14 protein-coding genes are annotated in these 13,124 nt (G+C 64.3%); 6 read left to right on the top strand and 8 right to left on the bottom strand.

Translation table 11 applies throughout. The annotated features are described in order from the left end of the window. Positions 1-795, top strand: coding sequence for a phytanoyl-CoA dioxygenase family protein (locus tag K0B96_RS05145; protein ID WP_220164555.1), 795 nt, complete (start codon positions 1-3; stop codon positions 793-795). A 196-nt stretch (positions 796-991) separates the two neighbouring features. Here the strand turns inward: K0B96_RS05145 and K0B96_RS05140 are convergent, their stop codons facing one another. The 6 genes from K0B96_RS05140 to K0B96_RS05115 all read right to left on the bottom strand — a co-directional run bounded on the left by K0B96_RS05140 (position 992) and on the right by K0B96_RS05115 (position 7,398). Then, on the bottom strand, positions 992-1,657 hold the full coding sequence (locus tag K0B96_RS05140; RefSeq protein WP_220164554.1) for an ABC transporter ATP-binding protein: 666 nt from the start codon (positions 1,655-1,657) through the stop codon (positions 992-994). Beyond that, complete coding sequence (locus tag K0B96_RS05135) at positions 1,650-2,888, bottom strand: ABC transporter permease (RefSeq protein ID WP_220164552.1); 1,239 nt, start codon at positions 2,886-2,888, stop codon at positions 1,650-1,652. Before K0B96_RS05135 ends, K0B96_RS05140 begins: the two co-directional genes overlap by 8 nt. Positions 2,889-2,948: 60 nt before the next feature. Further along, positions 2,949-4,439, bottom strand: coding sequence for a lysine--tRNA ligase (lysS, locus tag K0B96_RS05130; protein WP_220164550.1), 1,491 nt, complete (start codon positions 4,437-4,439; stop codon positions 2,949-2,951). Between the two features lie 143 nt (positions 4,440-4,582). Then, positions 4,583-5,143, bottom strand: a complete 561-nt coding sequence (locus K0B96_RS05125; RefSeq protein ID WP_220164548.1) for a chloramphenicol phosphotransferase CPT family protein — start codon at positions 5,141-5,143, stop codon at positions 4,583-4,585. Between the two features lie 61 nt (positions 5,144-5,204). Beyond that, positions 5,205-6,266: a glycoside hydrolase family protein gene (locus K0B96_RS05120; protein ID WP_220164546.1), complete on the bottom strand. Its 1,062-nt coding sequence runs from the start codon at positions 6,264-6,266 to the stop codon at positions 5,205-5,207. A gap of 25 nt (positions 6,267-6,291) precedes the next feature. Then, positions 6,292-7,398 carry a glycoside hydrolase family 172 protein gene (locus K0B96_RS05115; protein WP_220164544.1) on the bottom strand — a complete coding sequence of 369 codons (1,107 nt, stop codon included), beginning with the start codon at positions 7,396-7,398 and terminating at the stop codon, positions 6,292-6,294. Positions 7,399-7,571: 173 nt separating this feature from the next. On the opposite strand from K0B96_RS05115, the gene lipB reads away from it, so the two are divergent. From lipB to K0B96_RS05100, 3 genes are all read left to right on the top strand, one after another. Continuing rightward, entirely contained in the window at positions 7,572-8,264 is a 693-nt protein-coding gene (gene lipB, locus K0B96_RS05110) for a lipoyl(octanoyl) transferase LipB (protein ID WP_220164542.1), read from the top strand. Positions 8,265-8,483: 219 nt separating this feature from the next. Further along, positions 8,484-9,380 carry a lipoyl synthase gene (gene lipA / locus K0B96_RS05105; protein WP_220164540.1) on the top strand — a complete coding sequence of 299 codons (897 nt, stop codon included), beginning with the start codon at positions 8,484-8,486 and terminating at the stop codon, positions 9,378-9,380. A gap of 45 nt (positions 9,381-9,425) precedes the next feature. Then, positions 9,426-10,136: a hypothetical protein gene (locus K0B96_RS05100; RefSeq protein WP_220164535.1), complete on the top strand. Its 711-nt coding sequence runs from the start codon at positions 9,426-9,428 to the stop codon at positions 10,134-10,136. Here the strand turns inward: K0B96_RS05100 and K0B96_RS05095 are convergent. Both K0B96_RS05095 and K0B96_RS05090 read right to left on the bottom strand, forming a co-directional pair. Beyond that, positions 10,133-11,083 carry a YndJ family transporter gene (locus K0B96_RS05095; RefSeq protein WP_220164533.1) on the bottom strand — a complete coding sequence of 317 codons (951 nt, stop codon included), beginning with the start codon at positions 11,081-11,083 and terminating at the stop codon, positions 10,133-10,135. The genes K0B96_RS05100 and K0B96_RS05095 overlap by 4 nt on opposite strands. Continuing rightward, positions 11,080-11,670: a DUF1990 domain-containing protein gene (locus tag K0B96_RS05090; protein ID WP_220164531.1), complete on the bottom strand. Its 591-nt coding sequence runs from the start codon at positions 11,668-11,670 to the stop codon at positions 11,080-11,082. The genes K0B96_RS05095 and K0B96_RS05090 overlap by 4 nt, the downstream gene beginning before the upstream one ends. A 183-nt stretch (positions 11,671-11,853) precedes the next feature. Here K0B96_RS05090 and K0B96_RS05085 point away from each other — a divergent pair, with 183 nt between their 5' ends. Together K0B96_RS05085 and K0B96_RS05080 are read left to right on the top strand one after the other, a co-directional pair. Beyond that, positions 11,854-12,285 (top strand): energy transducer TonB, encoded by a 432-nt coding sequence (locus tag K0B96_RS05085; RefSeq protein ID WP_220164529.1) that lies wholly within the window; start codon positions 11,854-11,856, stop codon positions 12,283-12,285. A 66-nt stretch (positions 12,286-12,351) separates the two neighbouring features. Further along, a complete protein-coding gene (locus K0B96_RS05080) occupies positions 12,352-13,122 on the top strand; it encodes an AMP nucleosidase (protein WP_220164527.1) in 771 nt (256 codons plus the stop codon). Positions 13,123-13,124 lie beyond the last annotated feature (2 nt).

Raw genomic sequence — 13,124 nt, 5'->3', positions numbered from 1 at the left:
ATGTCCTCATCCCAGACTGCTCCGTTGCCCTCGGCTGAAGCCGACTCCGTTCTCCAGCAATTTCACCGCGACGGTTTCGTCGTGGTTCGCAATGTTCTCAGCGCCGAAGAGTGCGCCAACCTCCGTAGCATCACCGATCGCTACGCGGCCGACCCCGCCTTCGACGAAAGCCGCAGCACGTGGTTCGTCGTCCGCAATCCCCAGGATTACGACATCGCGTTTGCCCGCCTCTTCATCCGCGAACCTATCTACTCTCTCGTTAAAGCGATCCTCGGCCCCGAATGCCGTTTCTGCGGACAAAACGTCATCCGCAACGGTCCGGGCCAGGCGATCTCCAACTGGCACGTCGACGACTGCAACAAGCTCGAACATCCGCTCCCGCCCGACGTCCCGCGCTGGCCCGCCGGCGCCCGCCTTCCTCTCATCTGGCTCAGCGTGCAAGTGCCGCTCAGCGACATCACCGCCGTCGAAGACGGCCCCACGGAAATCGTCCCTGGCAGCCACTATTCCGGCCGCCTCTGCCCCGGCGAAAGTCCCGTTTTCGAAGGCCGCCCCGCCGAACCCATCCTCTGCCGCGCGGGCGACATCTATTTGTTCAACCACCAGACCTGGCACCGCGGCATGCCCAACGTCGGCCAGAAAACGCGTTACCTGATGCAACTGCAGTATGCCCGTGGCGACAGCCTCGCCTTCCGCTGCCAGGGCGCCGAACGCACCCCCGCGCTGATGAAAGTGCTGGAAAACGCCGACCCACAGCTCGTGCAAGTGATGGTCGGTCCTCCGAAGTATTGCTGACCGTCGCGCGCGCGAGCTCGCCGTCTCGCTGCATTCGAGAAGGTGAGCGCCCGGCCCTCACCCCACGCGAACAAACGAGTTCACCGTCCCCTTGCGCGACAGCGTGGAGGCGGGGTGCGCTCACCCCGCATCAGCCCGCGTGCGCTCTGCCTTGCCATAGCAGGGTGCCCTCACCCCGCATGCCCGCCAGCCCCGCCTACCGCAGCACGCCGTCGCGCAAAAACAGCGCCCGCTGCGTCTTCGCCGCATGCGCGGCATTATGCGTCACGAGCACGAGCGCCGTCTGAGTCTCCGCGCACAAGCTGAGCAAAAGCTGCACCACCGCATCGCCCGTGCGCTCGTCGAGATTGCCCGTCGGCTCATCCGCGAGAATGAGCTGCGGCGCGTTCATGAGCGCCCGCGCCACCGCCACCCGTTGACGCTCGCCGCCGGACAGCTGCGCCGGCAAATGCTTCGCGCGCTCCGCCAAGCCCACGCGCCGCAACAGCTCCGCGGCCCGCGCCCGTTCCGTCGCGCCGGCTCCGCCGCGAATCCGCGCGGGCATCAGCACATTATTCAACGCATCGATCTCCGGAATCAGGTAGAACGATTGGAAAACGATGCCCAGGAAATTCCCGCGACGCGTCGTCCCTGTGTCCGCGGAGCCACCCCAATGGAGCGTCCCGCCGTCCGGCGCATCCAAGCCCGCGAGCAGGTTGAGCAACGTGGATTTTCCCGAACCCGATTCGCCTCGAATCGACACGCTCTCGCCCCCCGCCACCGTGAGATCGACGCCGCGCAAAACCTCCAGCCGCTGCGTGCCGCTCACGTAGTTTTTCCGCAGCCCGCGGGCCGCGAGCACGTTGGATTCAACCTCACTCACTGCGCAACGCCTCCACGGGTTTGAGTCGCGCCGCCCGCCACGCCGGCAACAAACCGGCGAGCGTCGAAATCACCACCGAACTCACGATGATCGTCACCACGTCCGACGTCTCGGAATACGCCGGCAGCCGGCTGAATTGGTAAAACTTTTCCAACACTTCCTGACTTTGCGTGAGACTCGCGAAACCGCGCACGATCGCATCGCGGTAGTGCAAAAACGAGAAACCCAGCGCCAGCCCTGCCGCCGTTCCCGCGAGGCCGATGATCAGTCCCTGCGCGCAAAAACACGCCGCAATCTGCCGGGGCTTCGCCCCCAAGGCCCCGAGCACGCCGATCTCGCGCGTCTTCCGCACCACCGAAATCAGCAGCGAACTCGTCACCGAAAACGCCGCGACCACGATGATGAAGATCAGCAGGAAAAAGATCATGTTCTTCTCCAGCGAAAGCACGAAGAGAAAGTCCTCGTTGATCTCCGCCCACGAGCGCGCGTGCACGTCGTCGGGATCATTCGCCAGCGCGCGATTGATCCGCGCCGCCGCCACATCCGCATCCACGCCCGGCGCCAGCTTGATGTTCACGCCATGCACCGCCGAGCCCAGGCCGTAAATATCCTGCATCGCCCGCAACGTCACGATCACCGTCGAGCTGTCGAGCTGCTGGTGCCCGATCTCGAAAATGCCCACCACACGCATTTCGCGCGGCAGCAGCACTTCATCGTTTTTCAACTTCTCCAGCAGCAGCGGCGAATACAACTGCACCGTGCCGCCCAATCGCGCGCCCAGTGAAATCGCGAGCTGCGAACTCAGGATGATCGAATCGTCGTCGAGATCGTCGAGCGATCCGATCCGCACGTATTTCCGCAACGGAATGACCTTCTCCACGCGATTGACGTCCACCCCCTGAATGCCCGGAAACGCCGGCTTCCGATCCGCCTCCAGCATCACCACGCCTTCGGCAAAGGGCGTCGTGGCCACCACGCCCGGCACCCGCGCAATCCGCGCCTGCAACGCCTCCGGATCCGTGATCAAGCCCGAACCGCGCACCTGCACGTCCCCTTGCGTATCGACGATCATCCGCCGGATCTCGTGGCCAAACCCCGCCATGACTCCCGTGGAAACCACGAGCAGCGCCACGCCCAGCGCCACCCCCAGAATGGAGATCGCCGTGAAGAACGGAAACCGCCGCCCCGTCGGGAAAAGCTGCTTCAGAGCGAGGTAAAGATACCAGGGCATGGACCGAAATGACGAATGCGGAGTGTCGAGTCAGGCGCGCGTTCCCCGCGACTCAATTCGTCATTTTGCGTCCGCAGGCCGCAACTGCGGAAACAGGATCACATCGCGAATGCTCTCCGCACCAGTCAGCAAAATGCACAACCGGTCGATCCCCACGCCCATCCCGCCCGCCGGCGGCATCCCGTGCTCCAGCGCGAGCAGGAAATCGTGATCGATGTTCTGCTGCTCCTCGCCCGCCTGCGCCTCGAACATCTGCCGCTGCACGTCCGGATCGTTCTGCTCCGAATACGCCGGCGCCACTTCCATGCCACCGATCGTCAGCTCAAACACATCGAGCACGCTCGGGTCCTCCGCGTTCAACTTCGCCAGCGGACACAACTCCTTCGGCAGATGCGTGATGAATGTCGGCTGGATCAGCGTCGGCTCGATCTTCTTCGAGAAAATCTCGTTGGTGATCTCGAACTCCTCCCACTTCGGATCGACGTAGAGCCCCAGCTTCTCCGCGCCCGCGACCTTCTCGCCCTTGCTGCGCGCAAACCATTCCGCGTCGCCCGTCGCCTGCGTGATGAGATCCTTGTAACGCACCTCGCGCCACTCGCCGCCGAAATCGATCTCCTCTCCGCTCGCCGCATGCTTGATCTTGAGCGAACCATCCGCCGGCCGGATCACGTCGCGCACCAACGTCGTCAACAGATCGCGAATCAACGTCATCATCCCGCGGTAATCGCTGTAGGCCTGGTAAACCTCCAGCATCGTGAACTCCGGATTGTGCCGCCGCGACACGCCCTCATTCCGGAAAATCCGCCCGATCTCGAACACCCGATCAAAACCGCCCACGAGCAACCGCTTCAACCGCAGCTCCGTCGCGATACGCAGGAAAAAGTCCACGTTGAGCGCGTTATGGTGCGTCACAAACGGCCGCGCCGCTGCCCCGCCCGCCGTGTTCTCCAGCACCGGTGTTTCAACCTCGATGAACTGCCGGTCTTCCAAAAACCGCCGGATGTGCGACACCACTTTCGAACGCAGCAACAGCCGTGCGCGCGATTCCGCGTTCACGATCAAGTCGAGGTAACGCTGCCGGTAAACCTGCTCCGCATCGCTCAACCCGTGCCATTTTTCCGGCAGCGGACGCAGCGCCTTGCTCACCAGCGTGAAGCTGTCCACGCGCACCGTGATCTCGCCCGTCTTCGTTTTGAACAACGTTCCCGTCACGCCGATGATGTCACCGAGATCGAGCAGCTTTTTGAAGACGCCGTAACGTTCCTCGCCGAGCACGTCCTTGCGGAAATAGAGCTGAATCTGCCCCTGCTGGTCCAAAATCTTCACGAACGAACTGCCGCCCTGCACCCGAAACGTCACCAACCGCCCGGCGACGGTCACGCTGACGACGTCGTCCTGTCCTTCGACGTAAAGCGCTTTCGCGTCCGCCGAAAAGTGCGTCGTCGCCACGTTGGCGCGAAACGGATCCTGCCCCGCCGCGCGCAAATCGGCGAGCTTCTGCCGCCGCACCGCGTGCTGGTCATGGGAAATGTCACTGGGAGTGTCGCTCATGTGAACCCGCCACCGTGCCATCCCCCGTCCCCGTCGCAACCCGGATTTTCCAGCCGCGCAGCCAAATCGTTCTCCTAATCTTAATCGTTCTCCTTCTCATCGTCTCACTCGCGCCCCTCGCCAACAGCAGTCCGCGGCGGCGTTCAAGCGGTGTTGATGCCACTCTGCCTGAAACGTGCGAACGCATCGCCAGTCCGTCCCGAAAGCAGGAGGTTTCTCAACTGCTCTGCACACTGGTCCGGACTCAACGCTTTCGTGTCGATTTCGAAGTCGTACCCGCCAAAGCGGTGCACGCGCTCATACTGCCAGCGTGCAAATCCAATTTGTCGATCGCCGCGCGCCCGCTCGCGTCGCTCCAATTCCTCCAGCGGACATTTTACCCCGACGAACAAAACATCATGCGCCGCCAGTGAGTCGACGCATTCGAGCAGCCACTGTTCCGCCTCCAGCATATAGTCGACGACGAGCGGGAAACCGCATGCGGCCAGATAGGTAAGTGAACGGTTGAAGGCCGACAAAACAGGCCAAAGAACCTTCGGCCTCACCTGATCGTCTTTCAACACGTGCTCGGGAAACATGAAGATGAACGCATCGTTCGACGCGTAGAGCGTTGGCTCATGCCAGAGCTTTTGAAAAGCCTGCGCCACGGTGGTTTTTCCAGCACTGGAGGTTCCGTTAAGAAATATGACCGGGTAACGCTTCATGGATGCCATCCGCATACCCGGGCCACCAGTGAGCAAACTCTTTCTCACTCGCCCGATTTTTTTAAGTCAGGGCAGGTGGTTGCCTTCTTGCTGAGCTTTCGCTAGGAGTCTCGTGCGCTTGGAGTTTAAACTCCCGCAATTCCTCCGCCTTCGTCACCTGCGCAATCGTCGGCCGCGCCGCACTCCAATCCAGCACGCCCACCAGCAGCCGGTAATAACGCAGCCCGAAATACGTCACCAGCCAGCGCGGTCCCTTTCGCGCGATGACTTCCATGCCCGTGATATCCGCCCGCAACGCCGTCGGCGCCACGTCCGGCCAGCGCTGCGGATTGTCGCCCGCCACGTAACTCCACGCGTGATGTCCGCCGAAAAAAAGCAGCCAGCGCCCATCGTCCGCCCGCTGCACGTTGCACGACTCACACTGATTCCAACCGCTGAACGCATACGCCACACCCTCATCACGCCACGTGAACAAATCCGCCGAACTCGCCCGCGCCACGCCGCCCCGCCCATCGCGCAACACCGCCGTGTAATACATCTGCCAGCGCTCGCCATCATGCAGCACATGCGGATCGCGACACGCCGCGCCGCCCGTCGTCGGACAAAACGCCCAGCCGTATTCTTCCGGCCGGATCACCGGCCGGTCGCTCGCGCGCTTCCAGTGAAACAAATCGTCCGACCTCGCCACGCCGATGCGCTGCGTGTTGTCCGTCGCGACGCCCGTGTAGAACATCCAGTATCGTCCGCCGCTCGCCACGACATACGGCGCGAACACGTGCCCGTGGTCCCAGCCGTTCACGTCGATGAAAAAACACGCCTCGTGCGTTTCCCACGTCACGAAATCCCGCGTCGTCGCGTGACCGAAAAACACTTCATTCCCCGGCAGGCCACAACTCACTCCCGGCGTGCCCGCGATGTGAAACAGGTGCCACACGTCGCCTTCGCAGTGCAGGCAAAAATCCTTCAGATAAAATCCCAGCGGCGCGTAGCCCACTCGCAACCAGTCCTCTTGATGCACCCGCTGTCGCGCCACCGCGTCCGCGTAGCACGTGAAATCCGGATTCGCCTCGCCCGCCACCCGCCGTGTTTCCCCACCGGTCGATTTCCCCGGATTCGCGTCCATCAGCGGTTCCCCTCCCGCCTCGTCCTCAGCGCTGCCACCGCTCGTTCACGCCTGGCAGCACCGGAAACGCCCCGTGCGGCTCGCTCTGATACCAGATCGCCGTCGACGCCACGTCGTCCGTCAACGGTTGATAAATATGCCCCGGCCACCAGCCGAGCGTCTGCACCGTCACCCGCAAATCCCGCTCGAAACCGATGCTGTCCAGCACGTGCCAGCGATACAGGCCGAAATAGCGCGGACCGTCGTTCCCGCTCGTGTGCGCGAGCGGCATGCCGATGAACGGCGTGTTATACGGCTCCTCCACCGGCTCCTTTTTCGGATCGCGAAAAAATCCCCACGCCCCGCCGAAATAGTCCTCCGTGCCGTTGTCGCAAATCGTCGGAAACTCGCCGTCGCCATCGAGGTAAAACTTCACCTCGCCCTCGCCCCACCAGCCGCGCGACAACGCCGTCCACGCGAGATACGTGCCCACGTAAAGCCCGCGGCCCTTCACGCCATCGAGGATCGTGTGCTCCGGATGTTCGCGCTGCGTCAGACTCCGCCGCCATTGCGCATGAAAATACGCCGCGTCCGCCGGCACCTCGTGCAGTTTGTAGAGCACTTTGTAAGCCACGATCCGCACATCGTTTTTCCCGTCGTTGCTCAACGTGATCTTCGCCCGCTTGCGGAACGGCATCTGCCAGTAGCAACTGCACCCGCGGTGCGGCGCGACGACCACCGGCAGCGACGTCACCGTGTGCGGCTGCGTGTCGAAACCCATCGCGAAAAAATCCCCCAGCGGCACTTCGACCGACGGCGCCGCCTCGCCATCCCAATACATTCGCAGCACGAGCGTCCGCCATTCGTCCGCGCTCGTGGTGATCCAAAACTGATTGATGCAACCGGGACCTTCGATGTCCGCGAGCAGCGCCGTCTCGCCCGCCTTCACGCTGATGAACGGCCGCACCTTCCAACCCTTCCCGAGATGCATTGCCGGACCGCTGTGCGGCAGCATCGGGTCCTCCGGATTCGGCACCCACTTCGCGCCGCCGCCTTTTTCGCCGGTCGGGTTTTCGGCGTTGATCATGCGCGTCACCGCGCCGGTTTGGAAAGGCAGTTGGCCAAGGAGATTCAACATCGGGAGCGGGGTCATGGGAGGGTTGAAGTCAACGTCGCCGCGCGCACCTGCGTTTTCGCTCCGCTCACTTCAAGCTGCTTCGTGCCCCAAACCACGCTCCGCGCCAAGCTGAACGTGTTGAAAGTTCCTTCCCCCCCGGCCTTCGCCGCTTCGCTTGCACCGGCCGCACGGGCGCATTGACTTCCCTCATGTCCGCGTCCGCCGCTCCGCTTCCGCCTCTCGCGCCCGCCACACTCGACTGGGGCCGCACCCGCTATGAATTCGCCTGGCGTCAGCAGGAGGCCCTCGTCGCTCAGCGCATCGCCGGCGAAATCGGCGACACCCTCGTCTTCACGGAGCACGATCCCGTTTACACCATCGGCCTTCGCACCGGCGCCGATACGCATCTCGTCTGGAATACTACCCAACTCACCCACGCCGGGATCGAGGTCGTTAAGACCAATCGCGGCGGCGACATCACGTATCACGGCCCCGGTCAGATCGTCGGCTATCCGATCATCTCCCTCGCCCCGCGCAAAGACCTGCACGCCTACCTGCGTTTCCTCGAACAGGTCCTCATCAACACGCTCGGCACCCTCGGGCTCGCCGCCGCGCGCCGCCCCGGCAAGACCGGCATCTGGCTCGCGCAGCGCAAAATCGCCGCCATCGGCGTCGCGGTGAAACGCTGGGTCACCTACCACGGCTTCGCGCTCAACGTGAATCCCGACCTCTCCCATTTCAACGGCATCATCCCCTGCGGCATCGCTGCGGCCGATGGCATCGTCACCTCCCTCCAAGCCGAACTCGGCCGTCTCGTCGACCTTGGCGAGGTCCGCACTGTTCTCGCCCGCGAATTCTGGACGCTCCTGCCCGACTTCCTCGCCGGCACCGCCGTCCGCTGAACGCCCGGCACTCATCGCGTGCGAATCCCACGTGACGCCGCGCGAATCAAAATCGCTCCTCCCGGAAATTTCGCGCCGCTCGCGTCATTCGCCGGCGCGTCTCACCCGCTTCCTCGCTGAGCAACGCTAATGCCTCTCTGCCGCCCCGCCTTCTGCTCCGCGGCATTCGTGAAAATGAGTGTGCATTAACGCCCGGATCCATCACCCTCTCTTCTCGTCATGGACACTTCGCGCAAACCCTCCTGGCTCCGCGCCAAACTGCCGTCCGGCCCCGGCTACGCCGCCACGCGCCGCCTCGTGGATGAAAACAATCTCCACACCGTCTGCCAGAGTGCGCAGTGCCCCAACCTCGGCGAATGCTGGTCCCGCGGCACCGCCACCGTGATGATCCTCGGCAACATCTGCACCCGCTCGTGCAACTTTTGCGCGATCGCCACCGGTCGCCCCACGGAGCTCGACCTCGGCGAACCCGGCCGCGTCGCCGACGCCGTCGCCAAGATGAACCTCAAGCACTGCGTCATCACGAGCGTCGCCCGCGACGAACTCAAAGACGGCGGCGCGAGCGTCTGGGCCGCCACGATCCGCGCCATCCGTTACCGCAATCCGCAGACCGCGATCGAAGTCCTCACCCCCGATTTCAAAGGCCGCACCGAACACCTCGACGTGGTCCTCGACGCCAAGCCCGACATCTTCAATCACAACGTCGAAACCGTCGAACGCCTCCAGAAACCCGTGCGCGTGCAGGCCCGCTACGACCGCTCCCGCTCCATGCTGCGCCACGCGAAGAGCCGCGGTTTCGTCACCAAAACCGGCCTCATGCTCGGCCTCGGCGAAACCCGCGAAGAAATCGAGCAGACGCTCCGCGACATCGCCTCCGACAAGACGGACATCCTCACGATCGGCCAGTATTTGCAGCCCACGCCGCAACATCTCCCCGTCGCCCGCTGGGCGACACCCGAAGAGTTTATCCACTGGAAAACATTCGGCCTGAGCATCGGTCTCGGCGTCGTCGAAAGCGGCGCGCTCGTGCGCTCCAGCTATCACGCTGACGAACAGTCCCAGAAATACACCGGCGCCGAGCACCTCAACAACGCGAACGCCCTCGCCAGCGCGTAACCCTCCGCGGGTTTTCCTTCCGGCGGGTTTCATTTTACTCCGGTCATGCGCCGCTCCCTGGCAGTCCTGTTTTTCCTCGCGTTGCTTGCGCCTGCGCCCGCGCAGACTTGGTCCGACGTCGGCCTCTATCGGCAACTCATGGCCGACCAACCCGAATCCACGCAGGCTCTGGAAACGATCCTCCGCGACCCCCAGGCGATTTCGGCCATCACTCTCTTCACCGCCGCCGGCGTCGCCCACCGCGCCCAGCGCGTCGAAGACGCCGGCTTTCTGCTCTCCATTGCCCGGCTGCGCGCCGCCTTCGACGAGAAAATGTTTCCTCCGACCAGCCGCGGCGGCGACAGCCCGCTCACTCTTTTGGCTGCATTGAGCCAGCAGGTGGGCGACGCCGTCTCGCCCGCTCTCGCCTCGGATCCGCAACTCATGCGCCGCGCCCTCAACCGGATTAAAGCCTGGCAGCCCACCGCGCCCGCCGGCTACGCCCCCGGCTGGAAATTCAAAAAGCGCGGCGCGGAAAAGTCGGCACAGGCCACGCTCGCCGACGAGCGCGCCCAACTCGTTCGCCAGCTCGATGAATTCTGCACGCTCCTCGAGGACCCGGACTATTTCGCCGCCTTCAAAATTGGCCAGGCCTACAATCTATCGCCCGACGGCGCCGGCCCGACCAAAGACGCCTACGACCATGCCATGAAAACGATGGCCCGGATCGAAAAACAAAAGGGCCTCCACGGCGCTGCCGCGATGGCGCAACGCTAGCCTCGTCCACCGCTCTGCGGCGTCCGCGCGCCTCGCCACGCCAGCAACGCACAAAACGCGAATCCCACGGCATTCGCCGTGCCGTGCAACGCCCGCATCCACGGCAGATCGAGCCAGGGCAGCGGATGAAAATAGCCGCGCGCCCCGTAGAGCATCGCGAGGCTCATCCCGAACGCCAGCGAGACGCCCGCCACCGCCCACCCCACCCGCGCGCCCCACCGCCAACGCGCCTCGCCTGCCAGCCGCCAGTGCAGGCCAGCGACCAGCCACCCAGTGAGCCCGAGCCACACGGCCGCCACCGCTTCAAGCCCCGGCAACATGTGCAATTGCGCCGTCGTGATGCCGACCGCCACCAGCGGCACTCCCACGATCACGCCTACCACCGCCAACCGGCCGCTCCATGCGCCCGGCAATTCTCGCACCGCGGCACTGGTCACGAGTGGGAGCACCAGCCCCGCGTAGTGAAAGTGCACCGCAGTCAGCACCACGATGTCTTCGCTAAATCCGAGCGGCCGGAAACCGACCCGGTCCGCCGCCAACCAAACGCCGCCGATCGCGATAAACAACAACGCCGCGAGGCGACACCGCGCCGCCGCCGCTCGTGGCCGCTCCCGCCAAAACTCCACCGCGCCGCTCGCCGCGAGCAGTGCCGTCACCGCGATCCACGGCAACGCCAACGCCACCGCCACGAACCCGCGCGGCCACCAAATCCCCACCGCGAGCACGACCGCCGCCGGCCACTGCAACCTGCCGGCCGCGCGCAACAGCGCCCCCGGCGTGCCGCCCAAAATCAGTGGCCACGCCAGCGGCACCAACACCAGTGCGGCGAAGAGCAACAACGCCTGCGCCCACGCCCCGTGCCACGCGTTTGGCACACGCCACGCCACCGCCACGAGCCACACGACCGCACCCAGTCCCGCCCGTCGCGCTGAAACCTTTCGCGTCACGCCGATCCTGTCTCGCGCGCGACTGCGGCGACCATCGCCGCCTGCGAATCGCGCACAAACTTCCGCTGCAGCCGGCGCGCAAGCGGTTTGGCGACTCGCGCCGCCCAATACCGCGGCTGCGAAAACGCGCGCAAATCATACCAGACCGAATCGTCGTCGCGCCACTCCACCGTAAACCGCTCCTCGCCCCGTTCCACGTGCGCCGGCAGCGTGCCATACGCAAAACCCCACCGCCGCACCGGAGCCGCCTCGTCGACCACGTAGACGATCCGGCAGGCATTCAGCCACCAGAGCCCGAGCGCATGCGCCTGCATCGCCACCACGGTGCCGGCCTCGATGGGCGCATTGGCCGGCGCGATTCGCGTCCACGGGCGCGGAAACATCTCCCAACGCGCCACCGCCGCGCGCGCCGCCGCGTAGGCCGCCGCGCCCCGGCCGAGGCCAATCCGGTTGTGGTCGAGATTGAAGCCGGCCGGCGTCGCTGGCGTCGCCGACGCTCCGATTTGCGCGTAGGACAACGCCGCGCCCTGCTGGCGCGCCAGCAACGCGCTCACTTTCGTCTCCGCCGGCTGGGACAGCGACCACATGCACCCAGCCAACCCGCGTGCCGGCCGGCTGCAAGCCTCAGCTCCCGACCTCCCGCACGCGGTATCGCGGCGCGGTGAACAGCCCCGTGCGCGATCGAAGGCAGCGCCGCCCAACGGATTTTCGCGTGGCGTCGGCGCAGCCGCCCCAGCAATCTGGGCCGGATGCGCTATCGCTGTTTTCTGATGCTTTTCGCGGCTCTCGCTTTCATTCTCGCCGGCTGCACTGGCACTCCCGGATCGCCAAACGAGGGCGTCGCGGGCAGCGGGCTCAATCCGCATTTTTTCCGCTTCCCGGCACAGACCGCGGAGTATGACTCGCCTCCCGTATTCCTCAAGGGTGACGCGCCACCCTATCCCTGGCCGCTCCTGATGCATGTGCCGCGGCCGATTCGCGGCCATGCGACCCTTTCGTTCACGATCGACGAGCGCGGCCGGGCCGTGCACCCACACACTGTCGAGACGACCCATCCTTACTTCGCCTCAGCCGTCGCGACCGCCATGCGCGGCTGGCGTTTCAAACCGGCGGAAAAAGCCGGCATGCCGGTGGCAGTGGTAGTCCCACACCTCCGCTTCGAATTCACGGAATTTGTTGGCGGCGACCCGCTGAAACAGTAGCACGACGGGGCCGGCGGCTGTCATTTTTTCGTGTCCATCGCGCCCGGCGCCGCGTAGGACCTCTTCATGAAATCTCGTCGCGACATCGTCGAAAACTGGCTCCCCCGCTACACGGGCGTGCCGCTCGACCAGTTTGGCGAATACATCCTGCTGACCAACTTTCAACGCTACGTGAAATTGTTCGCGGACTGGCACAATGTGCCCGTGCTCGGCCTCGACCGACCGATGCCCAACGCCACCGCGGGCGAGATCACGATCATCAATTTTGGCATGGGCAGCGCCACGGCCGCGACGGTCATGGACCTCCTCAGTGCGATTCAGCCGAAAGCGGTGCTCTTCCTCGGCAAATGCGGCGGCATCAAGCACCGCGCCGAAGTCGGCGATTTCATCCTGCCCATCGCGGCGATCCGCGGCGACGGCACCAGCAACGATTACTTTCCGCCCGAGGTCCCCGCGCTGCCGGCGTTCGCGTTGCAGAAAGCCATTTCCACCACGATCCGCGACCACGCCTGTGATTACTGGACCGGCACGGTCTACACCACGAACCGCCGCGTCTGGGAGCACGACGAAGACTTTAAAAAATACCTGCGCAAGATTCGCGCGATGGCTGTCGACATGGAGACGGCGACCATCTTCATGACCGGTTTTTTCAACGAGATTTCCACCGGCGCGCTCCTCCTCGTCTCCGATCATCCGATGGTGCCCGAAGGCGTGAAGACCGCCGAAAGCGACAAGAAGGTCGACGAAAGTTATGTCGAGAATCACCTCCGCATCGGCATCGATTCCTTGAAGCAGCTCATCAACAACGGGGTCACCGTTAAGCATCTGAAATTCTAAGG

This window comes from Horticoccus luteus (assembly GCF_019464535.1).
GTDB classification, from domain to species: domain Bacteria; phylum Verrucomicrobiota; class Verrucomicrobiia; order Opitutales; family Opitutaceae; genus Horticoccus; species Horticoccus luteus.
Note: the sequence above shows the minus strand (reverse complement) of the source record. Positions and strands in the feature narration are given on the sequence as shown.

Excerpts from the sequence above, each read along its gene's own strand:
- K0B96_RS05085 (WP_220164529.1), top strand. The coding sequence starts at position 11,854 with ATGCTTTTCGCGGCTCTCGCTTTCATTCTCGCCGGCTGCACTGGCACT.
- lipA (WP_220164540.1), top strand. The coding sequence starts at position 8,484 with ATGGACACTTCGCGCAAACCCTCCTGGCTCCGCGCCAAACTGCCGTCC.
- K0B96_RS05135 (WP_220164552.1), bottom strand. The coding sequence starts at position 2,888 with ATGCCCTGGTATCTTTACCTCGCTCTGAAGCAGCTTTTCCCGACGGGG.
- K0B96_RS05100 (WP_220164535.1), top strand. The coding sequence starts at position 9,426 with ATGCGCCGCTCCCTGGCAGTCCTGTTTTTCCTCGCGTTGCTTGCGCCT.
- K0B96_RS05145 (WP_220164555.1), top strand. The coding sequence starts at position 1 with ATGTCCTCATCCCAGACTGCTCCGTTGCCCTCGGCTGAAGCCGACTCC.
- K0B96_RS05120 (WP_220164546.1), bottom strand. The coding sequence starts at position 6,266 with ATGGACGCGAATCCGGGGAAATCGACCGGTGGGGAAACACGGCGGGTG.
- lysS (WP_220164550.1), bottom strand. The coding sequence starts at position 4,439 with ATGAGCGACACTCCCAGTGACATTTCCCATGACCAGCACGCGGTGCGG.
- K0B96_RS05090 (WP_220164531.1), bottom strand. The coding sequence starts at position 11,670 with ATGTGGTCGCTGTCCCAGCCGGCGGAGACGAAAGTGAGCGCGTTGCTG.
- K0B96_RS05125 (WP_220164548.1), bottom strand. The coding sequence starts at position 5,143 with ATGAAGCGTTACCCGGTCATATTTCTTAACGGAACCTCCAGTGCTGGA.
- lipB (WP_220164542.1), top strand. The coding sequence starts at position 7,572 with ATGTCCGCGTCCGCCGCTCCGCTTCCGCCTCTCGCGCCCGCCACACTC.
- K0B96_RS05080 (WP_220164527.1), top strand. The coding sequence starts at position 12,352 with ATGAAATCTCGTCGCGACATCGTCGAAAACTGGCTCCCCCGCTACACG.
- K0B96_RS05115 (WP_220164544.1), bottom strand. The coding sequence starts at position 7,398 with ATGACCCCGCTCCCGATGTTGAATCTCCTTGGCCAACTGCCTTTCCAA.